At 67.4% G+C, this 25,790-nt stretch carries 20 protein-coding genes; 13 read left to right on the top strand and 7 right to left on the bottom strand.

Annotated features, from left to right (window positions below; genetic code table 11):
• Positions 1-107: 107 nt before the first annotated feature.
• From urtA to urtE, 5 genes are read left to right on the top strand one after another with little or no spacing between them, the layout of a single operon-like run.
• Positions 108-1,325, top strand: a complete 1,218-nt coding sequence (gene urtA / locus BHE75_RS18855; RefSeq protein ID WP_070934802.1) for an urea ABC transporter substrate-binding protein — start codon at positions 108-110, stop codon at positions 1,323-1,325.
• A 25-nt stretch (positions 1,326-1,350) separates the two neighbouring features.
• Positions 1,351-2,241 (top strand): urea ABC transporter permease subunit UrtB, encoded by an 891-nt coding sequence (gene urtB, locus BHE75_RS18850; RefSeq protein ID WP_070934801.1) that lies wholly within the window; start codon positions 1,351-1,353, stop codon positions 2,239-2,241.
• Positions 2,234-3,313 carry an urea ABC transporter permease subunit UrtC gene (gene urtC, locus BHE75_RS18845; protein ID WP_015458185.1) on the top strand — a complete coding sequence of 360 codons (1,080 nt, stop codon included), beginning with the start codon at positions 2,234-2,236 and terminating at the stop codon, positions 3,311-3,313. The genes urtB and urtC overlap by 8 nt, the downstream gene beginning before the upstream one ends.
• Positions 3,310-4,068 (top strand): urea ABC transporter ATP-binding protein UrtD, encoded by a 759-nt coding sequence (urtD, locus tag BHE75_RS18840; protein WP_070934800.1) that lies wholly within the window; start codon positions 3,310-3,312, stop codon positions 4,066-4,068. The genes urtC and urtD overlap by 4 nt, the downstream gene beginning before the upstream one ends.
• Entirely contained in the window at positions 4,065-4,781 is a 717-nt protein-coding gene (urtE, locus tag BHE75_RS18835; RefSeq protein WP_070934799.1) for an urea ABC transporter ATP-binding subunit UrtE, read from the top strand. Before urtD ends, urtE begins: the two co-directional genes overlap by 4 nt.
• Before the next feature lie 120 nt (positions 4,782-4,901).
• Here the strand turns inward: urtE and BHE75_RS23560 are convergent, their stop codons facing one another.
• Positions 4,902-5,930, bottom strand: coding sequence for a metallophosphoesterase family protein (locus BHE75_RS23560; RefSeq protein ID WP_084653357.1), 1,029 nt, complete (start codon positions 5,928-5,930; stop codon positions 4,902-4,904).
• A gap of 26 nt (positions 5,931-5,956) precedes the next feature.
• Positions 5,957-8,407, bottom strand: coding sequence for a TonB-dependent receptor (locus tag BHE75_RS18825; RefSeq protein ID WP_191225226.1), 2,451 nt, complete (start codon positions 8,405-8,407; stop codon positions 5,957-5,959).
• Positions 8,408-8,620: 213 nt separating this feature from the next.
• Here BHE75_RS18825 and BHE75_RS18820 point away from each other — a divergent pair, with 213 nt between their 5' ends.
• Positions 8,621-9,805 carry a TetR/AcrR family transcriptional regulator gene (locus tag BHE75_RS18820; RefSeq protein WP_139181774.1) on the top strand — a complete coding sequence of 395 codons (1,185 nt, stop codon included), beginning with the start codon at positions 8,621-8,623 and terminating at the stop codon, positions 9,803-9,805.
• A 17-nt stretch (positions 9,806-9,822) separates the two neighbouring features.
• Here BHE75_RS18820 and BHE75_RS18815 read toward each other — a convergent pair whose 3' ends face one another.
• A complete protein-coding gene (locus tag BHE75_RS18815) occupies positions 9,823-11,985 on the bottom strand; it encodes a penicillin acylase family protein (protein ID WP_139181773.1) in 2,163 nt (720 codons plus the stop codon).
• 95 nt (positions 11,986-12,080) lie between these two features.
• A complete protein-coding gene (locus tag BHE75_RS18810; RefSeq protein ID WP_070936138.1) occupies positions 12,081-12,689 on the bottom strand; it encodes a TetR/AcrR family transcriptional regulator in 609 nt (202 codons plus the stop codon).
• A gap of 82 nt (positions 12,690-12,771) precedes the next feature.
• Between BHE75_RS18810 and BHE75_RS18805 the strand changes: the two genes are divergently transcribed.
• The 6 genes from BHE75_RS18805 to BHE75_RS18780 all read left to right on the top strand — a co-directional run bounded on the left by BHE75_RS18805 (position 12,772) and on the right by BHE75_RS18780 (position 21,860).
• Positions 12,772-15,078: a TonB-dependent receptor gene (locus BHE75_RS18805; protein ID WP_070936135.1), complete on the top strand. Its 2,307-nt coding sequence runs from the start codon at positions 12,772-12,774 to the stop codon at positions 15,076-15,078.
• A gap of 23 nt (positions 15,079-15,101) precedes the next feature.
• Positions 15,102-16,394, top strand: coding sequence for a metallophosphoesterase (locus tag BHE75_RS18800; protein ID WP_070934796.1), 1,293 nt, complete (start codon positions 15,102-15,104; stop codon positions 16,392-16,394).
• A gap of 132 nt (positions 16,395-16,526) precedes the next feature.
• Positions 16,527-16,946 carry a GlcG/HbpS family heme-binding protein gene (locus tag BHE75_RS18795; protein ID WP_070934795.1) on the top strand — a complete coding sequence of 140 codons (420 nt, stop codon included), beginning with the start codon at positions 16,527-16,529 and terminating at the stop codon, positions 16,944-16,946.
• A gap of 5 nt (positions 16,947-16,951) precedes the next feature.
• Positions 16,952-17,992 (top strand): L-glyceraldehyde 3-phosphate reductase, encoded by a 1,041-nt coding sequence (mgrA, locus tag BHE75_RS18790; RefSeq protein WP_070934794.1) that lies wholly within the window; start codon positions 16,952-16,954, stop codon positions 17,990-17,992.
• Positions 17,993-18,200: 208 nt separating this feature from the next.
• The gene (locus BHE75_RS18785) at positions 18,201-19,235 is read left to right on the top strand and encodes a LacI family DNA-binding transcriptional regulator (RefSeq protein WP_070936133.1); all 1,035 of its coding nucleotides are present in this window, start codon (positions 18,201-18,203) and stop codon (positions 19,233-19,235) included.
• 120 nt (positions 19,236-19,355) lie between these two features.
• Positions 19,356-21,860 carry a glycoside hydrolase family 3 protein gene (locus tag BHE75_RS18780; protein ID WP_084653354.1) on the top strand — a complete coding sequence of 835 codons (2,505 nt, stop codon included), beginning with the start codon at positions 19,356-19,358 and terminating at the stop codon, positions 21,858-21,860.
• A 110-nt stretch (positions 21,861-21,970) separates the two neighbouring features.
• On the opposite strand, the gene BHE75_RS18775 is transcribed toward BHE75_RS18780, so the two are convergent.
• Together BHE75_RS18775 and BHE75_RS18770 are read right to left on the bottom strand one after the other, a co-directional pair.
• Positions 21,971-23,149 carry an MFS transporter gene (locus BHE75_RS18775; RefSeq protein WP_070934792.1) on the bottom strand — a complete coding sequence of 393 codons (1,179 nt, stop codon included), beginning with the start codon at positions 23,147-23,149 and terminating at the stop codon, positions 21,971-21,973.
• A gap of 15 nt (positions 23,150-23,164) precedes the next feature.
• The gene (locus BHE75_RS18770; RefSeq protein WP_070934791.1) at positions 23,165-24,199 is read right to left on the bottom strand and encodes an aldo/keto reductase; all 1,035 of its coding nucleotides are present in this window, start codon (positions 24,197-24,199) and stop codon (positions 23,165-23,167) included.
• A gap of 88 nt (positions 24,200-24,287) precedes the next feature.
• Here BHE75_RS18770 and BHE75_RS18765 point away from each other — a divergent pair, with 88 nt between their 5' ends.
• Positions 24,288-25,193 carry a LysR family transcriptional regulator gene (locus BHE75_RS18765; protein WP_070934790.1) on the top strand — a complete coding sequence of 302 codons (906 nt, stop codon included), beginning with the start codon at positions 24,288-24,290 and terminating at the stop codon, positions 25,191-25,193.
• Positions 25,194-25,220: 27 nt separating this feature from the next.
• On the opposite strand, the gene BHE75_RS18760 is transcribed toward BHE75_RS18765, so the two are convergent.
• On the bottom strand, positions 25,221-25,619 hold the full coding sequence (locus BHE75_RS18760) for a nuclear transport factor 2 family protein (RefSeq protein WP_070934789.1): 399 nt from the start codon (positions 25,617-25,619) through the stop codon (positions 25,221-25,223).
• Positions 25,620-25,790: the final 171 nt, after the last annotated feature.

Genomic DNA, 25,790 nt, shown 5'->3' with positions numbered 1-25,790 from the left:
CTACGTCAAATGACGCATATCGAGCGGAGCCCGCCCTTTCCTAGCGTTCGCGCCATCCCGGCAGGGGGTGTGCCCGCCATCCGGCGGTGCGCTTAGGGAGTAGCGAAATGGCCTTTCAATCGTCCAAGATCCTGGCTCTCGCCGTGTCGGGCCTCGCGCTGGCGCTGGCGTCCTGCTCGGGCGGCGGCGCGGATGGCGCGGCCAAGGGCGATGGCGTCGCGGTGGGCGTGCTCCAGTCGCTGACCGGCACGATGGCGATCAGCGAGATCACCGTGAAGAATGCCGAAATGCTGGCGATCGACGAGATCAATGCCGCCGGCGGCGTGCTGGGCAAGAAGATCACGGCGCTGGTGGAGGACGGGGCCTCCGATCCTTCGACCTTCGCCCAGAAGGCGTCGAAGCTGATCGAGGATGGTGGCGTCGCCACCGTCTTCGGCGGCTGGACGTCGGCCAGCCGCAAGGCGATGCTGCCGGTGTTCGAGCGGACCGGCAACCTGCTCTGGTATCCCGTCCAGTTCGAAGGCAATGAATGTTCGCCCAACATCATGTATTCGGGCGCGCAGCCCAACCAGCAGGCGCTGCCCGCGCTCGAATGGGCGATGAAGCAGGGATATAAGAGCTATTTCCTGGTGGGATCGGACTATGTCTATCCCCGCACCGCCAACCTGATCCTGAAGAAGCATATCGAGAAGGGCGGCATGGCGGTGGCCGGCGAGGCCTATGTGCCGCTGGGCGGGACCGACTTTTCGGGCGTGATCGCGAAAATCCAGTCCGCGAAGCCCGCGATCGTCATCAACACGCTGAACGGCGACAGCAACGTCGCCTTCTTCAAGCAGATGCAGGCGGCCGGCCTCAGCCCCAAGACGTTGCCGGTGATGTCCTTCTCCATCGGCGAGCAGGAAGCGCAGGCGATGGGCGCGGCACTGGTCGAGGGCAGCTACGCTACCTGGAATTATTTCCAGAGCCTCGCCTTGCCGGACAATGCGCGGTTCATCGAGGCCTATCGCAAGAAATTCGGCGCGGATGCCGCGATCACCGATCCGATGGTGCACGGTTATCTGAATGTCTGGGCGTGGAAGGCGGCGGCCGAGAAGGCCGGCGGCTTCGATCCCGAAGCGGTGCGCAAGGCGGCCGCGGCGCTCGGTGGCTTCGACACGCCGATGGGCAAGGTGAGCTTCGCGCCCAACCAGAGCCTGGTGCAGAAGGCCTATGTCGGCAAGCTCAAGGGCGACGGCCAGTTCGAGATCATCGCCGATTCCGGCGCGGACATCGCGCCCGAGCCCTATGATCCGCTCGCCTTCCCCGGCAAGACGTGCAAGCTCTGACCGGCCGGGTCGATCGGAGGCGGCGATGGACAGCCTGCTTTTCCTGACACAGCTCTTCAACGGCGTTTCGGTTGCGTCGCTTTACCTGCTGGCGGCGCTGGGGCTGGCGCTCAGCTTCGGCCTGATGCGCGTCATCAACATGGCCCATGGCGAGATGCTGATGCTGGGCGGCTATCTCGCCTATCTCACCCTGATCGTGGTGCCGGGGCCGCTGGCCATCCTGATCGCGATCCCCGTGGCGTTCGCCGGCGCGGCGCTGATGGGAGGCGTGGTGCAGACGGCGCTCATCAGCCGGCTGGCCCAGCGCCCGCTGGATACGCTGCTGGCGACGTGGGGCGGGAGCCTGATCCTGCAGCAGGCGGCGCGCGACATATTCGGGGCGATCGGCGTGGAGGTGCGGGCGCCGGACTGGCTGGGAGGCGGCATGGCGATCGGCGGCGTCAACCTGCCTTCGACGCGGCTGTTCATCATCGCCGTCACCATCGCGGTGCTCGCCGGGATCGCGCTGCTCCTGAAGCGATCGCGGATCGGCCTCCTCGTCCGCGCGGTGAACCAGGACCGGATGATGGCGGGCGCGGTGGGCATCGATGTGCGCCGCGTCGACCTCATGGTCTTCTGCCTCGGCTCCGGCATCGCCGGGCTGGCGGGCGTGGTGCTGGCGCTGCTCGGGCCCGTCACGCCCAATGTGGGGCAGAGCTACATCATTCCCGCCTTCCTGGTGGTGGTGATGGGCGGGCTCGGCAGCCTTGTCGGCACCACCGTGGCGGCGCTGATCCTGGGGCTGTTCTCCGCGCTCGCGCAGATCTTCGTCGACGTCAGCATGGCGCAGGTGCTGCTCTTGCTGTTCGTGATCCTCTTCCTCCAGGCGCGCCCGCAGGGCGTGATCGCCATACGCAGCCGGGCGCTCGATGCCTGACGCCGCGATCGCCATCCCGCCGCGGGCGACGGAGCGCCGCCTGCCGGGCGCGCGGCTCCGCCGCTTCGTCCCCTGGGCGCTCCTCGCGCTCGCCATTGCCGCGCCCTTCCTGCTTTCGGCCTATAATCTCAACCTGCTCGCCCGCTTCATGGCGATGGCGATCCTCGCCCTGGGGCTGGTGCTGATCTGGGGCCATGGCGGCATATTGAGCCTGGGGCAGGGCGTGTTCTTCGGCCTGGGCGGCTACGCCATCGCCATGCACATGAAGCTGGCCGATCTGCCGGCGGGCGAGCTGCCCGATTTCATGGTGTGGAGCGGGCGGGAAAGCCTGCCTTTCTGGTGGCAGCCCTTCGCCAGCCCCGCCTTCACGCTGGCCGCGATCCTGATCGTGCCCGCATTGGTGGCGGCGCTGTTCGCCTGGGCGGTGTTCCACCGGCGCGTCGGCGGCACCTATTTCGCCCTGATCACGCAGGCGCTGGCGCTCGCCTTCGCGACGCTGCTGACCAGCCGGCAGGATGTGACCGGCGGCTTCAACGGGCTTACCGATTTCTACAGCGTCTTCGGCTTCGGCCTCTCGCGCCCGGCGGTGGCGAAGGGGCTTTACTGGGTGACGCTGGCGATCCTCTGCCTCGCCTTCATCGGCCTCAGGCTGCTGCTCGCCTCGCGCTTCGGCATGCTGCTGCGCGCGGTGCGCGACGGCGAGAACCGGGCGCGTTTCCTGGGATACAGCCCGACGCCGTTCAAGGTGGTCGCCTTCGCGATCGCGGGGCTGCTGGCCGGCGTCGCGGGGGCCTTGTTCACGCTCCATGCCGGCGTCGTCGCGCCCGCGCTGGTGGGGGTGGTGCCGTCGATCGAGATGGTCGTGTGGGTGGCGATCGGCGGGCGATACAGCCTGGCGGGCGCGATCCTGGGGGCGCTGGCCGTGAACCTGGCGCGCGACGGTATATCCAGCGCCATGCCCGAATTGTGGCTCTACCTGATCGGCGCGCTGTTCATCCTGGTCGTGACCCTGCTGCCCAACGGGCTCGCGGGCTTCGCCAGGGCGCGTTTCGGCGGGGAGGGGCGGGCATGACCGGATCGGCGGTGGCGGACCTGCTGCTCGCGGTCGATGGTGTGACCGTCGACTTCGACGGCTTCAAGGCGCTCGATAATTTCAGCCTGACGCTCCAGCGCGGCGAGACGCGGGTGGTGATCGGCCCGAACGGGGCCGGCAAGTCCACGCTGTGCGACACGATCATCGGCCGTGTCCGGGCCACCGACGGCCGCATCCTCTTCCGTGGCGAGGATATCGGCCGCCTGCCGGAGCAGCAGATCGTCGCGCGCGGCATCTGCCGCAAGTTCCAGGCGCCGGGCGTGCTGCCCAGTCTGAGCGTGGCGGACAATCTGGCGCTGGCCGCGCGGCGCGACCGGCGCTGGTGGAAGAGCTTCGGCTTCGGCATCCCGGTCGGGGAGCGGGCCATGGTGGAAGAGACGCTGGACCTGATCGGGCTGGCGGACCGGCGGGCGGTGATGGCGGGGCTGCTCGCCCATGGCGAGAAGCAGTGGCTGGAGATCGGCATGGTGGTGGCGACGGGGGCCGAGCTGCTGCTGCTGGACGAGCCAACGGCGGGCATGGGGCCGGCGGAGACCAGCCGGACCGCCGATCTGATCCGCGATCTGGGCGCCGACCGCGCGGTGCTGGTGATCGATCATGACATGAGCTTCGTCGATCAGCTCGCCGCGTCCGTCACGGTGATGCACCAGGGCCGGTTCCTGAAGCAGGGCAGCGTCGCGGAGGTGCGCGCCGACCCGGAGGTCGCCGCCGTCTATCTGGGGCATGCGGCATGAGCGGGGCGCTGCTTTCGACGGAGGGGCTGGCCAGCGCCTATGGCCAGAGCCAGGTGCTGTGGGATGTCGGGATCGAGCTTGCGCCCGGCACCGCGACGGCGCTGATCGGGCGCAACGGCGTCGGCAAGTCCACCCTGCTCGGCGCGATCGCCGGCACGCGATCCGCGACGGCGGGGAGGATCGTCTTCGAAGGCGCGGACATCACCGGCCTGCCGGCCTATCGGCGCGCGCGCGCGGGGATCGGCTATGTCCCGCAGGGGCGCCATATCTTTCCCCACCTGACGGTGATGGAGAATCTGGAAACCGGCCTTTCGGCCGGCGGCGGCCGGGTTGGCGGCAATGCCCGCGTGCCGCAGCACATCTTCGATCTTTTCCCCAAGCTGCACGCCATTCGCGATCGCAAGGGCGGCTTCCTTTCCGGCGGCGAGCAGCAGCAGCTCGCCATCGGCCGCGCGCTGGCGGGCGCGCCGCGCCTGCTGCTGCTGGACGAGCCGACCGAGGGCATCCAGCCCAATGTCGTGCAGCAGATCGAGGCGGCGCTGCGCACCGTGCGCGACACGCTGGGCATGACGATCCTGATCGTCGAGCAATATCTGGATTTCGTCTGGCGCTTCGCCGACGGCTATTGCGCGATGCAGGGCGGGCGCATCGTCGGGCGCGGCAGCACGGCGACGGAGACGGCCGCGGAAGTCGCCCACCTCGTCCAGATATGAGGAGCGGCCCGATCCGGTTCAGGCCGAACCGGATCGGGCCTCGGGGCGCCCTTGTATGCCCGCCATTTCCGGGGGCCGCCGCGTTGCCCGGCCCCCGGCATCAGAATCGGCGATGCCCGCTCACTTGGCGAGCGGCTGGCCGCTTTCGCCCTTGCGGTCGAGGATGCCGGTGAGGCGGAGCAGGGAGATGGAGGGCGCGCCTTCGTCCAGCGTGATCCAGGCGAGATGGTCCATCTCGCCCGGCCCGTGCTGGTGGGAAACCGCGCCGGCGGTGCCCATCGTCAGATAATCGCGGCCGTTGCGGACCTCATGCGCATAATAATGGTTGTGCCCGGCGATCACCGTATAGTTGCGGCTGCCCAGCGCCGCCTCGATCCGGTCGAATTCGGCGGAATGGAGCTTCCACGCCGGCTTGTGCATCAGCACGAAGGTCCAGCGCGCATCCTTGTGCCGCTTCAGCGTATCGAGCGCCCAGTCCACCTGCTTCTGGCTGAAGCGCGCGCTTTCCAGCGCGGCCATGGCGGGATCGGTCTCACCCGTCGCCCGCTTGGCGTTCACGCCGGCCAGCGCCGCCTTCAGCTTCTCCTCGGTGCCGGCCGGATCGGTCTTCATCTGCGCCGCCAGCGCGTGGAACTGGGCGGCGAATTCGGGGGACATGTCGCGGGGCGGATCCTCGGTATCGAGGATCAGGAACAGCGCCCCCTTATAGGTGAAGGCGTAATAAGGCTCGCCCCGCTTGGCGCGCCACACGTCCAGCATTGCCTGATTGCCCAGGTCATGATTGCCGGCGACGTAGAAGAAGGGGATGCGGATTTCGCCGATGGCCTTTTCGATCGCGCCCCATTCCTCGGCAAGCTCCCCGGCATCGGCGGTATAGCCTTCGACGAGATCGCCGACATTGATGAGGAATTCGGGTTTCAGCCCGTCCGCCTGCTTCACCGCCTGTTCGAACACGCCGGGCCGGGCGAGGCCGGTGCGGTCGCCGATCACGGCGAAGCGGATCGCATCCGGCCGGGCGGCGGGCGCCTGCGTCCACGGCGCCGGGCTGGCCTTGTCCGGCATGTCCGGCTGGAAGGCGGGCTGGGGACCGGCGGTGGCGGCTGTTGCCGCCAGCAGCGCGGCGGCTGCCAGGAGGGAGGATCGGATCATGGCATCTCTTCTCATGTTTTGGGGAATCAGAAGGCGAAGCGGGCTTCGACCGCGAAGGTGCGGGGCTCGTTGATCAGCGACAGGATGGTGCCCGGATCGCGCGCGTTGGACGCCCGCTGGCGCATCAGCGCGCCGCGCTCGTCGAACAGGTTCTTGGCGATCAGGGAGATGGTGAGGCCGGTGTCGGGCAGCTCCACGCCGATCCGGCCGTTCACGATCGCCAGCGAATCCGCCTTCTGCTGCGGCGTATCGGTGATCTCGGTGTAGAAATCCGATTTCCAGCCGATATTGGCCGATGCCTTCAGGTTCAGCCGGTCGGTCAACGGAATTTCGGTATCGGCATAGACGGATGCGGAATTGGCCGGCGCATTGGGCAGCGGCCGCCCGGTCAGATCCTGCGAGCAGCCATTGGGCTGGGCGTGGAGCTGGTCCACCGTGCACGGCGCATTCACGAAGCGGCGATAATGCGCGTCGAGATAGGCGTAGGAGGCGCCCAGCCGCACGCCGCGCATCGGCTGCACCGATATCTCCGCCTCAAAGCCCTGCGACACCGCCTTGGCGGCGTTCATCGTGTCGACCGCGCCGGCGGTGTTGGTGGCGGAAACCTGCAGGTCGTCGAAATTGGTGCGGAACGCGGCCAGCGTGGCATAGCCGATGCCGAAATCATATTTGGCGCCGATTTCGAAGGCGAGCGCCTTCTCCTTGCCGAAGGCGGTGGCGGGCAGCAGGCTGGAGGCGTTGAAGCCGCCCTGCTTGGTGCCGGTCTGCACCGTGCCGTAGAGCAGCACCCGGTCCCACGGGTGATATTCGATGCGGCCGGCGGGCTGGAGGTTGCCGTCGCTCATCGAACCATCGTCCGCCGGTGTGCCGGGCAGCGCGAGGAAGGCGCCGTAGACGCCCTGCATGGTGCCGGCGAGCAGCTGCTCCACCGTCAGCCCCGGCGCGATCTGGAAGCCGGGCACGGGCACGACCGCCGCATAGCTTGCGACCGAGGCGAAGATGTTTCCGTTCAGGTCCAGCGATCGATCGAAGCCGCGCCGGATGCTGTTCCTGTCCCAGCTGTAGCGCAGGCCCGCCGTCACGCTCAGCTTGCTCGTCAGGTCGTAGCTCAGCTCCGCGAAGGCCGCCCAGCTCTTGCCTTTCTGGTCGAACGGGCTGGCGAGGATCAGCGTGTTGGCTTCGTCGAAACCCTGGGGCGAGGGGAGCAGCGCGGCGGGGATGCCGTTGCCGATCAGGGCCGCGCGCACGCCTTGCCCCACCCCGGTGAAGTTCAGCGCGGAATAGCCGCGCCGCTTGGTCCAGGTCATGTCGCCATAGGCGCCGACGATGTAGCGCAACGGCCGGTCGTCGGCCGATGTCAGCCGGATTTCCAGCGTCGCCGCCTCGTTGCGGGTGGGGTTGGCCTGCAGTAGCGTGTCGATCGGCAGCGCATCGCCGCGCCGCAGGACGTGGTGGAAATTGGTGTAGCCGGCGATGATCGACAGCGTGTCGCCATTGCCGATCTCCTGCTCCAGATCCGCCGTGGCGATATGCGCGCGGGTGCCGACCAGCGCATCGACATTGTAGATGCCCGACTGGCCCGAATAGACGCGATCGTCGAGCTCGGTCTCGATGCCGTTGAAGGCGGGGTTCACCGCATCGGCCGGGCCGACGGAGGTGAGCTGGCGGGTGTAGCCATGCTCATCATCCTGGAACCATTCATATTTCAGCTTCAACCGCGTGGTGTCGCCCAGGTCGATGGTGCTCTTGGCGCGGACCGCATAGGTGCGCTGCTTGCCACCGTCGCTCTTGCCCGGCGCCAGATCGTCCAGATATCCGCCGCGCCGGCGCACCATGCCGGCCAGGCGGAAGCTCACATCGTCGTTGATCCCGCCGGTGACGGCGCCGGTCGCCTCGAACAGGTCCAGGCTGCCGCCCTGCGCGGTCACGAAGCCGCCGAAATCATGGGAGGGATCGGCGGTGCGGAGGCTGACGACGCCCGACAGCGCATTCTTGCCGAACAGCACGCCCTGGGGGCCGCGCAGCACCTCGATGCCGCCCATGTCGTAGAAGGGAGTCAGCGCGTTGCGCGATTTCGAGGTGTAGACCCCGTCATTGTAGAAGCCGACCGCGCTTTCGAAATCGTCGAGCCCCGGCGATCCCAGGCCGCGTATCGCGATCTGGTTGATCTGCGCGCTCTTGATGAAGGTCAGGCTGGGCGCGAACATCGTCAGGTCGCGCGCGTCCTGCGCGTCGATCGATTGCAGCCGCTCGGCCGAGAATGCGGTGACGGAGGCGGAGGTCTCGGTAATCGCCTGCTCGCGCCGCTGCGCGGTGACGATGATCTCGTCCGCCGCATTTTCCCGGACGGCCTGCCCGCCATCGCCGCCGTCCGCGTTCGCTACCTGCGCCGCGGCCGGCGCGCTTGCCAGCAGCATCGCCGCGCACCCGCCCAGCAGCATCCCGAGGCGTCTCGGCGCCTTCGTCCCCTCAGTCATTTCTCTCTCCCCGTTATGAGGACGGAACCTGTCATGACAATACATTTGTATCAATCCCCGTTTGGAAGCTCGGTGCCTCCGATAGAGGGAAAATCCTGCATATATGTGACATTCATAAGTCAATCGGGACTCGATATGAGGGGAGCGGCATTATAAAAGATACGATCGTATTGATTATTGGAGCCGGTTCCGCCCGCCTGCTATGAGCGGCCGATGGCGATCGTGACGACGGTGGATCTGATTCTCGATGCGGGCCTCGCGGTCCTGGCCGAAGCCGGCCCGGAAGGGGCGAGCGTGCGCGGCATCGCCGATCGCGCCGGCGTGCCCGCCGCGACCTTGCAGCATCATTTCGTCAGCAAGCAGGCGCTGCTGAAGGCGATCTACGCCCGCGCGGCGGACCGGCATGTCGCGGCCACGGCCACGGCCCTTTCGGCCTTCGCGGGCCTCGCCGCCTTGCCCGTGCCGGATACGGAGCTGGTGATCGCGCTGCTGCGCACCTGGCTGGGCGAAGCGGAGCGAGCGACCGCCGGCATCCTCCACCTGCTGGCCCAGGCGGCGCGCGACGGGACCTACGCGCCGATGGCGCGCGACTGGGAGGCCCGCATGGTCGCCGCGATGGCCGGCGAAGCGGGCCTGCCGGCGGACATGGCCGGCTTCGTGCTGGAACTGATCGTCGGGGTGGCGCTGGCGAGCGCGCCTCATGCCTTCCGGGTCGAGAAGGACGTGCTCGATCGCGAGCTGCTCCTCTTCGTTTTCGGCCGGCGGGATGCCGATGCCGGCGGCTGGCTGCGTGCCTTCCGCGACCGGGAAAAGCGGCGCGATCCGGGCGACGCCGATCGCGCCGCTTCGGGGGATGTCGCCCGCGCGGTGCTGGATGCCGGCATCCGCATGATGGCCGAATCGGGCGGCGACGCGCTCAGCTACCGCAAGGTGGCGGCGCGGGCGGCGGTCGCGCCGTCATCGGTGCTCTACAATTTCCCGACCCGCCAGCATCTGGTGATGGCGATCTACGAGGATATCCATCGCCGCTTCACCCGATCGGTCCCCGCCGGCCGGCTGGNGCGCGCGGGGCTGGTCGACCGGGTGGTCGCCATGTTCCCGCCGATGATCACCCGGCAGATGGCCGGCGAGGTTCCGCTCGTCCTCGCATCCTGCGAATTGTTCCTGGCCGGCTGGCGCGATCCGGAACTGGCCCGCCAGGCCTGGTCGATGCGGCTGGCGCGCGGGCAGGTGCGCGACGATGCCGGCGCCACGCCCAATGAGGACCTGCTCTCGCACTTCCTGTCCCTGTGGACGATCGGCCTCGGCATGCTCCACCTCTCCCGCGATCCGGCGGAACGGGAAGGGCATATCGTCGCCCGGATGCGGGCAGGGGCGGTGCTGGCCCGCCTCGGCTGAGCGGGCGCGGCCCCGCTTCACTCGCCGGGGCGATAACGCCGCCCAATATGCCCGGCCAGCTCGTCCGGGTAGAAATAGACCGGGCGCAGCTTGCCCTCGGCATAGAGCCGGGCCTGATCGGCGAAATGCGGGGATGCCGGATCGCCGCTCTCGCCGCCCGCGCTCACCGCCCAGGCGCGGATGCGCGGGCCGAATTCCACGGTGGCGACGAAGCTGTTGCCGCGGGTGCCATAATAGCGCTTCGTCCCCGGATAGCGCTTCGCCCCGAACGCCGCGAGCGATCCCCATTGCGATGCGGTGAAGGGCACCGCGATGCTGGGCCTGGCATCGTCGAAAACCTGTTCGATCGCGCCGTCGTTGCGCTGGTATCGGTTGATCTCGCCCCACGGCACCCGCCAGCCGCCGAAATCCTGCGTCAGCCGCGCCACGGCGGCGCGCAGCGCGGCCAGCCGCTCCGCATCGCTCGCCCGCGTCGCCATATAATCCCACACCGAAAGCCCGGCATCCTTGGCGGGGCCGGCGGCGGGCTCCCACATCGCCTCGCCCCAGAACACCGCCAGCGACGTGGCCTCGCTCTCCAGTCCCCAGCGATGGTCCCAGCCGCGCAGCAGGCCGATCGGCCCGGCCAGCGCCGGATCGGGCGCGCGATCATAGGCGGCGACCAGGCCGGGGATCAGCCGCGCGAAGGCGGTGAGATAGGGATCGTAAGCGGCCGCGATCAGCGTTTCGGGCGTGAACCGCGCCTGCGCGTTCAGCACCCGTTCGGCATGCGGCCCGCGCGGATTTTCGCCCACCTGATCCATGTAGCGGGGATAATCCGCCGCCCTGGGGCTGTCCTTGCCGGCGGCCGTCCACGGCCAGTTGTTGGTGTTGAAGGCCCAGCCATTCTTCGGGTTCACCGCCTGCGGCAGGCTGGCCAGGCTGTGCAGCCCCTTCCAGTCGGTCGCCGGATCGCTGCCGTCCACGGGGCGGCGATAGTCGAAGCGATCGTCGCGGATCGGCACGAACTGGGGATGGAGATAGGCGATGTCCCCATCGGCGCTCGCGAACAGCGTGTTGTTGGAGGAATTGGCCTTGCGTTCGGCCACCTTCAGGAAGCCCGCATAATCGCGCGCCTTGGTGCGCAGATAGCTCTGCTCCAGCGCGGGCACCGGCCGGTTCATCAGGGCGGTGGCGATCCACTTGCCGTCCGCCTCGCGCACGATCGGCCCGTGATGCGTGGAATAGGTGGTGAAGCTGCGCTCGGCCATCGTCCCGTCCGCCGCGCGATAGGCCAGCCGGATAGTCCTTTCGGCAACGGGGCGCAGCGCCTTGCCGTAGCGGTAGGCGAGCCCGCCGTCCGGCCGGCGCACGATCGTCTCGGCGAACTCGTCGACATTGTCGATCCCGCTGGACGTGTGCATCCAGCCGATCCGGTCGTTGAACCCCTGATAGATGAAGAACTGGCCCCAGGTGGCCGCGCCATAGGCGTCCAGCCCCTCGCCGCTCTTCACCTGCTGCTCGGCGCGGAAGAAGAAGCTGGTGTGCGGGTTGATCAGCAGCAGCGCGTGGCCGTCCTTCGTGTGGGCGGGCGCGATGGCGATGCCGTTCGATCCTTGCGGCTCGCGATAGAGGAGGCCCTTCTCGTCGGCCGTCATGGCGATCTGCTTCCTGCCGTAAAAGGCTTCGAGCTGGCTCAGCGGCACCCGCTCCACATCGCCGCCGATGCTGCCTTCGGTGAAGCTCAGCGCCATCCACGGCTCGAAACGGCGGATCACGCGGGGGCGGACATCGGGATGGGTGGCGAGATAATGGTTGAGGCCATCCGCCCAGGCCTGCATCAGCGCCTTCAGCCATTGCGGGCTGCGCGCATAATCAGTCTTCAGCCGTTCGTGATCGACGAACAGGCGCTGGCGCAGATCCTGCCAGATCGCCTTTTCGCCCTCGGCTTCCGCCAGCCGGCCGAGATTGACCAGATAGTTGGTCTCGATCCGGTTGAAGTCGTCCTCGGCCTGGGCATAGATCATGCCGAACACGGCGTCCGCATCGGTCTTGCCGTCGATATGGGCGATCCCCCAATCGTCGCGGGTGATGGTGACATTGCCGATATGCGCGGCGGGATCGGCCAGGGCCGATGCGGCGAAACCGAAAGCGAGCAGGGGAAAGGCAAGGCGGCGGGCGGAGCGGACGATGGCAGGCATGCCCGTCCGCTAGAACGCGCGGCGCCTCATCGCAATGGCGCGCGACCGGGGATGGGGCAGCCGCACCCCCCATCCCATTCGCCTCGGGCTGCCGGTCAGCGGCTTCCGGTTCGATCGGCAACCAGCGCGATCGCCTGATCGACCAGCTGGGCGATGCGCGCCGGGGGAAGCGGGCGTCGCAGGATGGCGACATGGTAGGTCACGCTGCCGATCAGCGTGTGGCAGGCGAATTCGATGTCCGCCAGCGCGGCGGCCGGGGCCAGCCGTCGGAACTCGCGGATGTAGAAGGTCCGTTCCTGATCGGCATGCCGGCCGATCGCCGCCGCCAGATCGGGCAGGTGCGCGATCGTGAAGCCCAGCTTCAGGATCGCCTGGCCCCGCTCGCCCGAAAGATAGTCGGCGGCTGCGCTGGCATGGCCGATCAGGATATTGCGGGGGGATTCGCCGGCGGCGAAACCCGGTTCGATCGCTCGCGAGGTTTCGTGCAGGATCGCCGTGATCAGCTCGTCCTTGGAAGCGAAGCGCCGATAGAGGGTGGCGCGGCTGCACCCGGCCAGCTCGGCGATCGCCTCGAAGGTCAGCCCCTCATAGCCCTTGTCGGCCAGGACGCGCCATGCCGCGTCCCGGATCGTCGCATCCTTCTGCGTGTCGCGCGGCCGGCCGCGGCCGCGCGTGATGCCTGCATCCATTATTTCGCTCGCCATTTCCGTGCAGCTTTCGTGCAGCAAATCTGTCATAGAATAACGATACACGCCCGTCTCGTAAATGGTCCATGGAGATCGGGTCGTGCGCAAGTTCCTTTTTTCTTCCAGCCTGTTGATATTGGCGGCGGCGCAGGCTCACGCCGCGCCGGAAGCGGCTCCCGCCCCGGATGCGATGGGCGGCGACATCATCGTCACCGCGCAGAAGCGCGAACAGCGAATCACCGATGTCCCGATGTCGATCAGCGCTTACGGCTCCGGCTTCCTCGACCAGATCGGCGGCACCGAGCTTTCCAAGATATCGGCCATCACCCCCGGCTTCGTCATCCAGTTGCAGGACAAGTTCGCCCCCGGCTTCTCCGTGCGCGGCATCACCTCCAACGAATTCTCCCCCCAGGCGGAACAGCGCGTCGCCGTGTTCCAGGATGGCGTCGCGGTGGTGCAGACCGCCTCGGCCTATGGCGAGCTGTTCGACATCGACCGCGTCGAGGTGGAGAAGGGGCCGCAATCCACCCTCCATGGCCGCTCCGCGCTCAACGGCGGCGTCTCGATCTTCCAGAAGCGGCCGACCGACGATCTCTCGGTCGAGCTCAAGGCCGGCGGCGGCAATTATGATTATTACAGCCTGCAGGGCGTGGTGAACCTGCCGGTCAGCGACACGCTCGGCATCCGTTTCGGCGCGCTCAAGCGCAAGCGCGACGGCTTCGTCAAGGACAGCGACGGCAGCGGCACCTACAACGCGCTCGACGCCCAGGCCTATCGCTTCGCGGGCAAGTGGGAACCGACCAGCGACTTCAGCTTCAACCTGATCGCCACCTATGACGTGGACGACACCAAGGGCGGCGTTCCCTTCAAGTCGCGCACCTTCCTGCCGCTCGATCAGACGACCGGCGCGGTGGTCGGCGATCTTCGCTTCTGGACGCCCACCCACCTCGATACCTTCGGCACCTTGCCCTCGCCTTATTTCCATCGCGAGATCGTCGGCATCAGCGGCACGGCGGACTGGCGCCTGAACGATCGCCTCAGCCTCACCTCGATCAGCGGCTATCGCTGGTTCGATGCCTGCCAGTCGGGCGATAATGACGGCACGCCGACCAACCTGATCGCCTATCATCAGTGCAACGACGGCAAGCAATATTCGGAGGAGCTGCGCCTCAACTTCAAGGATGTCGGCATCTTCGAAGGCTTCATCGGCGGCAGCGTGTTCCATGCCAATAACGGCATGAGCATGGAGATGGGATATGACGAGCGTGCGATGGCGCTGCTGCTGGGCGGCACCTTGCAGAATCTCGCCCCGCGCGGCCTCACCAACGCGGAGATCAACGCCCTGCTCGGGCCGGCCGCCAACGTGCTGAAGGCGTTCCAGCTCGATCAGCAGATCACCGGCGCCAAGATCACCACCTACGATATCTTCGCGGATGTGACGGCCCACCTCACCGATCGGCTGGAATTGTTCGCCGGCGCGCGCGCGACGTGGGACAAGAAGGATCTCACCCTCCAGGGCCTCACCCCGCTCGGGCCGTCCAGCCTCACCGGCGGCGGCCTGCTGCTCCAGCCCACGCCCGGCAATGCGGTGCTCACCGGCAGCAACAGCTCCAGCAACGTCACCGGCCGCGCGGGCCTGCGCTTCAAGCTGACGCCGGACGTCAATCTCTACGCGGTCTACGGCATCGGCAAGCGGCCGGAGGTGCTGCAGCTCAACCCCACCACACCGGCGCAGCTGATCCCCACGGAGACGCTGAAATCGACGGAGGCGGGCGTCAAGTTCCGCCTGCTGGGCGGCCGCCTGGTCGGCGATGCCTCGGTCTATCATTATGAATATGAGAATTTCCAGACGCTGGGCCTGAAGGACGGCATCGTCGCCACGGTGAATGCCGGCAAGGCGGACGCCACCGGCTTCGAGGCGCAGCTGAGCTACGAGCTCACCCCCGGCATCTCGGTCTTCGGCAGCTACGGCTACAACCATGCCCGCTTCCGCGCCGGCCTTTATGACGGCAACATGTTCCGCAACAGCCCCGATCACAAGTTCGCGATCGGCGGCAATTTCGAGGCGCCGTTGAAGGGCGGCACGGTCGCCTTCGCGCCGCTCTACAGCTGGCAGTCCAAGATGTTCTTCTTCGAGGATAACGACCGGCTCGATCTGCAGCAGCGCGTGCCGGCGGCCTATTCCGATCGCGTCGTCGATGAATTCCAGAACGGCTACGGTCTGTTGAGCGCGCGGATCACCTTCACCCCGCGCGACAAGAAATGGTCCTTCGCGCTGGTCGGCGACAACCTCACCGACAAGAAGTTCCTCGTCGATGCCGGCAATACCGGCGATTATTTCGGCATCCCCACCTTTATCGCCGGATCGCGCCGCACCTATCGCGCCGAATTCGGCGTCACCTTCTGATTTCCCTGCAAGGAGAAAGCACCATGTCCCGATATATGCGCCTGTTCCGCGGCTGCGCCCTGATCGCCACCGTGCTGGCGACGGCGCCGCTCGCCGCCAAGGATGGCAGCTTCACCATCGCGGTGATCCCCGACACGCAGAATTATGTCGATTACACGCACCAGACCGCCGAGGGCTTTCCCTTCGACGCGCGCGACATGTTCATGCAGCAGCTGCAATATGTCGCCGACAATGTGGAGAGCGCGGGCGGCGACATCGCCTTCGTGACGGCGCTGGGCGACGTGTGGCAGCACCAGACGATCGCCATGGACCCCGATCATGCCAAGCGCGGCTTCAAGCGGGCGGCTAATCCCATGCTCGACGCCCATTTCGCGCCGACCGAGAAGGTGAAGTCGGTGGAGATGCCCGCCGCGCGCTCGGGCTATATGCTGCTCGCCGGCAAGGTTCCCTTCTCCGTCGTGCCGGGCAATCATGATTATGACGCGATGTGGACGGACTCCAAATTCCCGCCGGCCGCGAAGTTCGATCCCAAGGACATGGCGTCGCTCGGCATGCTCCATCCCGGCGGGCTCAACAATTTCCGCAGCGTGTTCGGCGATCAGTCCCCCTTCTTCAAGGGCCAGCCCTGGTATGTCGCATCGCATGACGGCGGCGCGGACAGCGCCCAGATCTTCACCGCCGGCGGCTACAGGTTCCTCCATATCGGCCTGCAGTTCGATGCCCCCAACGCCTCGCTGGAATGGGCGGCCTCGATCGTGAAGAAATATCCCGGCCTGCCGACGATCGTGACGATGCACGATTATATGGACAAGGAAGCGCGCCGCATCCCCAACCCGATGATCGATGGCCACGCCGCCGATCCGCAGGACAACAGCCCCCAGATGATCTGGGACAAGTTCATCAGCCGGCACGACCAGATATTCCTGGTGCTGTGCGGCCACGAACATGGCCAGGCGGTGCGCACCGACACCAACAGCTTCGGCCACAAGGTGCACCAGGTGCTCGCCGACTATCAGGATCGCGGCCAGACCGCCAAGGATGCGGGCGTGAAATCCGAATGGCCGGTAGGGATCGGCGACGGCTGGCTGCGGCTGATGACCTTCGACATGGCCGCCCCCGTGCCGACCATCAAGGTCCGCACCTATTCCACCCACTATAAGAGCCTGAGCGTCGATACGGCCGACTATGCCGCCTGGTACAAGCAGCAGGAAAAGCCGCAGCTCAGCGACGCCGATTTCCACGGCGAGGACGATTTCTCGCTGGAACTGACGGACTTCCGCCAGCGCTTCCCACAAAAGGCCCACGCCGTGCGCTGAGGGCGTTTCAGTGAAGCGAGCCTGCCGCCGCTTCGACGGCGGCAGGCTCGGCCGGGCCCAGATGATCGACCGGCTGTTCAAGCAGAGGGATCGGTGCTAGCGTCGTGAAAACGTTACCACTGAAAGGCTCGCATGCGTTCCGTTTGTATATTGGGAGAGGCCGAGGCATCCGTCGCCGTGGATGCTTGCCGGGATGAGTTGAGGCGCCGTGGCAAGGCGGCGGCGATCGCGGTCAGCGATGGGCATGGCGAGCTGATCGCGCTTTGGCGGATGGATGGTTGCCCGCTGCCGTCGATCGTGATCGCGCAGAACAAGGCCTACACCGCCGCCCGCGTCCGCCGGCCCAGCGGCGATATCGGCCGCAGCGCGCAGGCGGACGGGTCCGACGTTCATTATCATGGCGATGCGCGCTATGTCGGCTGGGATGGCGGCGCACCCCTTCTCCATGGCGGCGAATGCCTCGGCGCTGTCGCCGTCAGCGGCCTTTCGGGCGAGGAGGATCTCGAGATCGCCCGGATCGGCATCGACGCAATTCTCAACCTGCTGGATTGATCCCCATGGCTTTTCCCACGCCCTATGCCGCCGCCCCCGGCCGCTACGATACTATGCCCTATCGCCGCTGCGGGCGATCGGGGCTGAAGCTGCCGGCCATTTCGCTCGGCCTCTGGCAGAATTTCGGCGGCGACGACGTGTTCGAGACCGGCCGGGCGATCCTGCGCCATGCCTTCGATCACGGCATCAGCCATTTCGATCTCGCCAATAATTACGGGCCGCCCTACGGATCGGCGGAGGAGAATTTCGGCCGGGTGATGGCGACGGACTTCCGCAGCCACCGCGACGAGCTGGTCATTTCCACCAAGGCCGGGTGGGACATGTGGCCGGGGCCTTATGGCGACGTGGGCGGATCGCGCAAATATCTGATCGCCTCGTGCGACCAGAGCCTGAAGCGCATGGGCCTGGATTATGTCGACATCTTCTATTCCCACCGCGTCGATCCCGATACGCCGCTGGAAGAGACGATGGGCGCGCTCGCCACGCTGCACCGGCAGGGCAAGGCGCTCTATGTCGGCATTTCCAGCTATTCGCCGGAACTGACGCGCCAGGCGGCCGCGATCCTGGCCGAGCATAAGGTGCCGCTGCTGATCCACCAGCCCAGCTATTCGATGCTGAACCGCTGGATCGAGCAGGATCTGCTCGCCACGCTGGCCGATCTCGGCACCGGCTGCATCGCCTTCTCGCCGCTGGCGCAGGGCCTGCTGACGACCAAATATCTGAACGGCGTGCCGGAAGATGCGCGCGCCGCCCGGCCCGGATCGTTCAGCCAGTCGCTGATCACGCCCGACAATATCGCGCGGATTCGCGCGTTGAACGAGATCGCGAAGCGGCGCGGGCAGACGCTGGCGCAGATGGCGATCGCCTGGGTGCTGCGCGATCCGCGCGTCACCTCCGCGCTGGTGGGCGCGCGCACGGTGGACCAGCTCGCCGATACGCTCCGCTCGCTCGACAATCTCGCTTTCACGGCGGAGGAACTGGCCGAGATCGATACCCATGCCCAGGAAGGCGGGATCGACCTCTGGAAGATTTCCTCCACGCTCTGAACGGATGGTCCGTCCGCGCCGGCGCCTTGCCGCGCGGACGGGTTGCGGGCTAGAGCATGATCCGATCTGGCTGAATCGGACCATGCTCTAATTATCTTTTGTTTTCCGCATTTTCCGAGTCGTCAGATGGTGTCATCTGACTGGAAAATGCTCTGGCGGGGGACGGGCCGGCCTGCCGTCATTATTGTCGGATCGAGGAGTGATCGCTTTGCCCAAACCCACGATCGTCGAGGTCGCCAGGCTGGCGGGTGTCTCCAACTCCACCGTTTCGCGCTGCATCAACAACCCGGAAAAGGTGGACCGCAAGACGCTCGCCCGCGTCCGCAAGGTGATCGAGGAGACCGGCTTCCGCCCCAATCTGCTGGCCCAGAGCTTCCGGCGCGGCCGCACCGACATCGTGCTGGTGGTGATCCACAATATCGGCAGCAGCATCTTTTCCGACATCATCGACGGCATTCGCGGGGTGCTGGGCGATCGCTATTCGATCATCCTGATGGAATCCCGGTCGGAGGAGCAGGGGCATAGCCGCTTCATCGATCTGCTGGTGGCGCGCCAGGTGGTGGGCGTGATCCTGCTCTGCTCCTCGCCGCCCTTCAGCCGGAAGCTGGTGGAGCTGGACAATTTCCCCCGCCTGCCGGTGGTGATCGGGCTGGAGCCGATCAGCGAGGATCTCGCCAGCCTGCCGAGCGTCCATATCGACAATCATCAGGCGGCCTTCGATGCCACCCGCTATCTGCTGGACAGCGGCCATCGCGAGATCATGTTCGTTTCGGGCGAGCGGGGATCGCTGATCACCCAGGATCGCGAGCGCGGCTTCGTTGCGGCCATGGCGCAGGCGGGCATTGCCGACGGCGCGGCGCGCATCCTCCATGCCGAACTCAGCATCCAGGGCGGCATCGCGGCGGCGCACCGGTTGTTCGGCCGGGAAACGCGGCCGACCGCGCTGTTCTGCGCCAATGATGATATCGCGCTGGGCGTGATGAGCGTCGCGCCGCGCTTCGGCCTTGCGGTGCCGGCCGATCTTTCCATCATGGGTTTCGACGACACCGTCTATGCGGCGATGGCCAATCCGCCGCTATCCACCGTGGCCCAGCCGACGCGCGACATTGGCGAGCGCGCCGCCCGCCGCCTGCTGCGCGCCATGGAAAGGCCGGACGAGACGCCTGCGGGAACGGGCGAACTCGCCGAGATCCTGCCGCACCGGCTTGTCATCCGCCAGAGCACCGCGCCCCGGCTCGCCTGATCCTTTTGGCAGCGATGAAAACGTTGCCATAAATTTGTGGCGAGGGCGCCGGGCGGATGATAATCAGCGTCTGCATGAAAGAGGCCTGAGCCCCGCAACCGGATCGGCTGGAGGATGAGGATGAAGGCAGGCAGATGTGCGCGGATGGTGTCCCGGCTGGCGTTGGCCGCTTTCCTGTCCGCCGGCGCGGGCCTGTCCGCGCAGGGCACGCAGGCCCCGGCCGCACCTTCCGAACCCATGCCCGTCCACCCCGGAATCTGGCCGGCCGCGCGCTCGCCCATCGGCCTCGATCCCGCGATCGAGGCGCGGATCGGGGATATCATCCGGCAGATGACGCTGGAGGAGAAGGTCGGCCAGACGCTCCAGCCCGAAATCCGCTGGATCACGCCGGAGGAGGTGCGCGATTACCATATCGGCAGCATCGAGAATGGCGGCGGTTCCTTCCCCAGGGGCAACAAGCATGCCTCGGTCGGGGACTGGGTGGAGATGATCCAATCCTATTGGGAGGCCTCGGTCGATCCGCGCGCCAACCATGTCCGCATCCCCCTGATGTGGGCGTCGGATGCGGTGCACGGCCATAATAATGTGCTGGGCGCCACGCTCTTTCCCCACAATATCGGCCTCGGGGCCGCGCACGATCCCGATCTGATCCGCCGCATCGGCGCGGTGACGGCGGCGGAGGTGCGCTCGACCGGCATGGACTGGGCCTTCGCGCCGACCATCGCCGTGGCGCGGGACGATCGCTGGGGCCGCACCTATGAAAGCTATTCGGAAGATCCGCGCATCGTCTCCCGCTATGCCGCCGCCATCGTCGAGGGGCTGGAAGGCAGCGGCAGGGCCTTTCTCGACCGGGATCACGTTCTCGCCACCGCCAAGCATTTCCTGGGTGACGGATCGACCGACAAGGGCCGGGACCAGGGCAATTCGCTGGTGTCGGAGGAGGAGCTGAGCCGGGTCGACGCGGCTGGTTACGTCACCGCCATCGGTGCCGGCGCGCAAACGGTGATGGCCTCCTACAGCAGCTGGCACGGCACCAAGATGCACGCCAACAAGGCGCTGCTCACCGATGTGCTGAAGACGCGGATGGGCTTTGACGGGCTGATCATCGGCGACTGGAACGGCCATTCGCAGATTCCGGGCTGCACGCTTTCCGACTGCGCGATCGCCTTCAATGCGGGCGTGGACGTGTTCAACGTGCCGACCGACTGGAAGGCGCTATACCATAATATGATCCGCCAGGTCCGATCGGGCGAGATACCGATGGCGCGGCTGGACGATGCGGTGCGCCGGGTGCTGCGCGTCAAGTTCCGCGCCGGCATCATGGACGGGACGGCGCCCAGGGATCGGCCCGGCACCCTCCGGCCGATCGGCACGGCGGAGCATCGCGCCGTCGCGCGTGAGGCGGTGCGCAAGTCGCTCGTGATGCTCAAGAATAACGGATCGCTGCTGCCGATCCGGCCGGGCGCCCGCATCCTCGTTGCGGGCGAGGGCGCGGATAATGTGGCGATGCAGACCGGCGGCTGGACGCTTTCCTGGCAGGGCAATGACAATGGACCGGCCGAATTTCCCGGCGCCACCTCCATCTACCAGGGTATCCGGCAGGCGGCGGAGGCGGCCGGCGGCACGGCGGAGCTTGCGCCGGACGGGGCCTTCGCCCGCAAGCCGGATGTGGCCATCGTCGTCTTCGGCGAGACGCCCTATGCCGAATATATGGGCGACCAGACCGACGTCGCGCTCCACCATGGCAACAATGAAAGCCTGGCGCTGCTGAAGCGGCTGAAGGCGGCGGGCATTCCCACGGTGGCGGTGCTGCTGTCCGGCCGGCCGCTCTACGTGAACCCGCAGATCAACCAGGCCGATGCCTTCGTCGCGGCCTTCCTGCCGGGATCGGAAGGCGCGGGCGTGGCGGACGTGCTGATCGCCGGGGCGGATGGCAAGCCGCGCCACGATTTCACCGGCCGGCTCAGCTTCTCCTGGCCGAAGCGGCCGGACCAGACGCCCCTCAATATCGGCGACGCCGATTATGATCCGCAATTCGCCTACGGGTTCGGCCTTACTTATGCCGCGCCGGCCAAAACGCCGCGCCTGCCGGAGGTGGAGACCAGCGTCCAATATGGCGACCGCGGCGTCTATTTCGCCAGGGGCGTCTTCTGGAACGGCTATGGCCTCACGTTGGGCGCGGCGGGCGCGCCGCCGGTCGCCTATGCCGGCAAGCCGGCGGGCGCGGGCGCCGTCACCGCCGGTCCCAGCCCGCGCGATCCGCTGGTCGTGCATCTCGGCTGGAACGGCAAGGGGGAAGGGTGGGTCGCCATCGCCGCCGCCGATCCCACCGATATCTCGCGCGAGGCGAACGGCTCGATGCTCGTCAGCCTGGACGTCAAGGTCGGCAAGGCGCCGTCCTCGGCCGTGCATCTGATGGTGGGCGATACGGCGCTGCCCATCGCCCGCCTGCTCCGCCCCGGCGCCAGCCATCTCGAAATCGCGCTGCCTTGCTTCAAGGGGCAGGATTTCAGCAAGGTCCAGCCGCTGCTTCGGTTGAAGACGGGCGGCACGCTCGACATGGACCTGATCGATGCCCGGCTGGTCGAAAACAAGACCGGCACGGTCTGCCCGGCGGAGGAGTGACGACGGGGNTCGATGAGCGTGACTCATCGAACCCCGATTAAGCCCGTTCGGCGTCTGAGCCTTTCCAGGCGTGATGCGCCAGCATCTCGACGCCTTGGTATGGGGCGCGGTCAGGCGGCTTCGTTGCAGAGCTGCTCGGCCGCCTGCCCGGCCGGGCGCCGGGCGAGCAGCACCGCGCCCAGCCCCAGCGCCGATGTCGCGGCGCCGGCCAGCGCCACGGCCGGATAGCCCAGCCCGGCGGCGATCACCCCGCCGCCCAGCGCCGCGCCGATGGCATTGCCCAGGTTGAACGCGCCGATGTTCATCGACGATGCGAGGTTGGGCGCATCGGCGGCGGCGGCCATCACCCGCACCTGCAGCGGCGGCACCAGCGCGAAGCTCGCCACGCCCCACAGGAAGACGAGGATGGCGGTCGGTGCGGCATAGGGCATCAGCACCGCGAACAGCACCAGCACGGCGGCCAGCGAGGCGAGCGTGACGATCAGCGTCATGTCCACCGAACGATCGGCAAAGCGCCCGCCCAGCCAGTTGCCCATCGTCAGGCCCAGGCCGTATGTCACCAGCATCGCCGTCACGAAGCCCAGCGAGGCGTGCGTCTGCTCGCGCAGGATCGGGGTGATGTAGGTGAAGACGGTGAACATGGCGCTCGCGCCCACCACGGTTAGGCCGAGGGCGGCCAGCACCGGCCCGCGCGTCAGCACCCGCAGCTCGGCCACGGCATCGCCGTCCTTCGGCGCGGCCATGTCCGGCAGGGTGAGGCGCAGCGCCGCCATCGTCACCACGCCCAGCGCCGATATGCCCCAGAAGGCCGCGCGCCAGCCCATCTCCTCGCCCGCCCATGTCGCCAGCGGCACGCCCACGACATTGGCGATGGTCAGCCCCATGAACATCGCCGCCACCGCGCCCGCCTGCCGTTCGCGCGGCACGAGGCTGGCCGCCACGATCGATCCGACGCCGAAGAAGGCGCCGTGGTTCAGCGATGTGATGATGCGGGCCGCCAGCAGCATCTCGTAGCTGGTCGATATCGCCGCCAGCAGGTTGCCCAGCGTGAAGATGGCGGCCAGCCCGATCAGCAGCGTCCGCCGCCGTATCCGCCCGGTGGTGAGCGTCATCAGCGGCGCGCCCAGCATCACGCCCAGCGCATAGGCGCTGATCAGCAGGCCGGCGGCGGGGATGGAAACGCCAAGGTCGTTGGCGATGACGGGCAGCAGCCCCATCGGCGCGAATTCGGTGACGCCGATGCCGAAGGCGCCGGCGGCCAGGGCGAGCAGGGGAGGATTGATCTTCATGACGGGCTTTCCGGGTCAGACGAGCGGCGGGTTCAGGCGGGCGAAGCCTTCCTGCTGGCGATAGGGGGCATGCGGATAGGGCGGCATCACGTCGCTCGCGGCGTCCAGCCGGGCGACCTGCTCGGCCGTCAGCGACCAGCCGATGGCGCCCAGATTCTGGCGAAGCTGCTCCTCGTTGCGCGCGCCGATGATCACCGACGAAACCGTCGGCCGGCCGATCAGCCAGTTGAGCGCGATCTGCGGCACCGTTTTGCCGGTTTCCCCGGCGATGGCATCCAGCACGTCGACGACGCGATAGAGCAGCTCGTCCTCCACCGGCGGCGCGAAGGCGGCGGTTTCGTGAAGGCGGCTGCCGGCCGGGATCGGCGCGCTACGGCGGATCTTCCCCGTCAGCCGCCCCCAGCCCAGCGGGCTCCACACCAGCGCGCCCACGCCCTGATCGGCCGCCAGCGGCATCAGGTCCGCCTCATAGGCGCGGCCGATCAGCGAATAATAGACCTGGTGGGCGATGACGCGCGGCCAGCCATGGCGGTCGGCCACGGCCAGCGCCTTCATCAGCTGCCAGCCGGGATAGTTGGATACGCCGACATGGCGCACCTTGCCGGTGCGGACCAGCATGTCGAGCGTGGCGAGCAGTTCCTCCACGGGCGTCGAGGCATCGAAGGCATGGAGCTGCAGCAGGTCGATATGGTCGGTGCCCAGCCGTTTCAGCGCGCCTTCCACGGCGCGGATCAGGCGCGATCGGGATACGCCCCAGTCGCCCGGCCCGTCGCCGGTCGGCAGGCCGGTCTTGGTGGAGATCAGCACTGCGTCGCGCCGGCCGCGGATCGCCTCGCCCAGCACTTCCTCCGAAGCGCCGTCGGAATAGACGTCGGCCGTGTCGAACAGGGTGACGCCGGCTTCCAGGCAGATGTCCACCAGCCGCCGCGCCTCGCGCGCGTCGCTATTGCCCCAGGCGCCGAACAGCGGGCCGGCCCCGCCGAAGGTGCCGGCGCCGAAGCNCAGCACGGGCACCCGGAGCCCCGACGCTCCCAATTGCCGATATTCCATCCGCGTCCCTTTCAACTGCTATAGGAGCGCATAGATGGATCGCCACGGAGTCCGCCGGTAGGCCGGCTGGAGGCGAAGGATTTTTGAAATGGATGCAAAGATCGCCCCCGCCGCCGATCGCGCCCGCGCGCTGGAGATATTCACCGCCGTCGTCGCGGAAGGCAGCTTCTCCGCCGCCGGGCGGCAGCTCGGCCTCACGCCCTCGGCGGTCAGCCGCGCGATCGATCGGATCGAGGCGCGGCTGGGCGTGCGGCTGCTGTTGCGGAGCACGCGGGCGCTGGCGCTCACCGCCGAGGGGCAGGCCTATCTCGCGGCCGCGCGGCGCATCCTCACCGATCTCGACGATGCGGAGCAGGCGATCGCGGACCAGGGCGCGCCGCGCGGCCGCTTGCGGATCAGCGCCGCGCAGGCCCATGGCCGGCTCCGCATCGTGCCGTTGCTGGGCGAATTCACCCGGCTCCATCCGCACATCCTCGTCGATATCAGCCTCAGCGACAGGCTGGTCGATATCGCCGGCGGCGAGGCCGATGTCGCGATCCGCTTCGGCCCGCTGGCCGATAGCCCGCTCACCGCGCGCAAGCTGGGGGAGAATGGCCGGGTGGTCGTCGCCTCGCCGGCCTATCTCGCGCGTCACGGGACACCGCATATTCCCGAGGACCTCCACGACCATAATTGCCTCAGCTTCAATTTCCGCCGGGCCGAGCCGGTCTGGCCCTTCCGGCGCGACGGCCGCGATTATGCCCTCGCCGTCAGCGGCAATATCGAGGCGAACAATGGCGAGACGCTGGGCCAGCTTGCGATCGACGGCGTCGGCATCACGCGCGTCGGCTTCTTCGGGGTGGAGGATGATATCGCCGCCGGCCGGCTCGTCCCGTTGCTGGAGGAGTATAATCCGGGCGATAGGGAGGCGGTCCACGCCGTGTTCGCCGGCGGCCCGAACATGCCGGCCCGGGTGCGGGTGTTCGTCGATTTCCTGGCCGAACGGCTGGCGTGATCGCCCGGCGTCTCCGGGAAGGGCGCCTCAGGCGAGGGTGAGGTAGATTTCCGCCTCGATCACCCAGTCCGCGCCGATCCTGCGCCATTTGGCGGCATAGGTGCCGGAAGCGACCGCTGCCCCGCCTTCCGCGGCAAGGCCCTGCCAATGGCCCTGTTCCAGCGCGATCGGTTCCACCGGCGAAGCCTGGATGGTGTCCGGTGTGCGGGTGTAGATCGTCCGCTCCCGCGCCGTGAATTCGCGCTTCCATGCCAGCAATTGCGCCTTGCGGCCGGAAATCACCGCGCTGTCCGTGCCGGTGACGAGAATGGCGTTGGGCGCGAGCAGCGGGCCGATCGCCGCCAGGTCGGCTTCGGCCAGCGCCCGGTTGAAGGCGGTGCGGCGCAGGCGGATCGCAAGATCGGGCAGGGGGGCGGCCTTCGTCATCTTCGGAAGGGGTTCGGGTTGGGACCAATCGACATTCAGCCCTGACGGCCTGCCATCATCTGAATGTCGATTGGTCCTAGTCACCTGAATCTGAAGTACGTTTCATTGCTTTCTGGCAGAAGCGCTTGACGGAGGCGAGTATTTCGTCGGCGGATTTGGTCCAGCGGTAAG

It is taken from the genome of Edaphosphingomonas haloaromaticamans (genome assembly GCF_001853345.1).
GTDB classification, from domain to species: domain Bacteria; phylum Pseudomonadota; class Alphaproteobacteria; order Sphingomonadales; family Sphingomonadaceae; genus Sphingomonas_E; species Sphingomonas_E fennica.
This window is presented reverse-complemented; position numbering and strand designations above follow the sequence as displayed.

Coding starts and splice junctions, on each gene's coding strand:
- urtC (WP_015458185.1), top strand. CDS start 2,234: ATGCCTGACGCCGCGATCGCCATCCCGCCGCGGGCGACGGAGCGCCGC.
- urtA (WP_070934802.1), top strand. CDS start 108: ATGGCCTTTCAATCGTCCAAGATCCTGGCTCTCGCCGTGTCGGGCCTC.
- BHE75_RS23560 (WP_084653357.1), bottom strand. CDS start 5,930: ATGATCCGATCCTCCCTCCTGGCAGCCGCCGCGCTGCTGGCGGCAACA.
- BHE75_RS18760 (WP_070934789.1), bottom strand. CDS start 25,619: ATGACGAAGGCCGCCCCCCTGCCCGATCTTGCGATCCGCCTGCGCCGC.
- urtD (WP_070934800.1), top strand. CDS start 3,310: ATGACCGGATCGGCGGTGGCGGACCTGCTGCTCGCGGTCGATGGTGTG.
- mgrA (WP_070934794.1), top strand. CDS start 16,952: ATGGCTTTTCCCACGCCCTATGCCGCCGCCCCCGGCCGCTACGATACT.
- BHE75_RS18800 (WP_070934796.1), top strand. CDS start 15,102: ATGTCCCGATATATGCGCCTGTTCCGCGGCTGCGCCCTGATCGCCACC.
- BHE75_RS18780 (WP_084653354.1), top strand. CDS start 19,356: ATGAAGGCAGGCAGATGTGCGCGGATGGTGTCCCGGCTGGCGTTGGCC.
- urtE (WP_070934799.1), top strand. CDS start 4,065: ATGAGCGGGGCGCTGCTTTCGACGGAGGGGCTGGCCAGCGCCTATGGC.
- BHE75_RS18795 (WP_070934795.1), top strand. CDS start 16,527: ATGCGTTCCGTTTGTATATTGGGAGAGGCCGAGGCATCCGTCGCCGTG.
- BHE75_RS18775 (WP_070934792.1), bottom strand. CDS start 23,149: ATGAAGATCAATCCTCCCCTGCTCGCCCTGGCCGCCGGCGCCTTCGGC.
- BHE75_RS18815 (WP_139181773.1), bottom strand. CDS start 11,985: ATGCCTGCCATCGTCCGCTCCGCCCGCCGCCTTGCCTTTCCCCTGCTC.
- BHE75_RS18765 (WP_070934790.1), top strand. CDS start 24,288: ATGGATGCAAAGATCGCCCCCGCCGCCGATCGCGCCCGCGCGCTGGAG.
- BHE75_RS18825 (WP_191225226.1), bottom strand. CDS start 8,407: ATGACTGAGGGGACGAAGGCGCCGAGACGCCTCGGGATGCTGCTGGGC.
- urtB (WP_070934801.1), top strand. CDS start 1,351: ATGGACAGCCTGCTTTTCCTGACACAGCTCTTCAACGGCGTTTCGGTT.
- BHE75_RS18810 (WP_070936138.1), bottom strand. CDS start 12,689: ATGGCGAGCGAAATAATGGATGCAGGCATCACGCGCGGCCGCGGCCGG.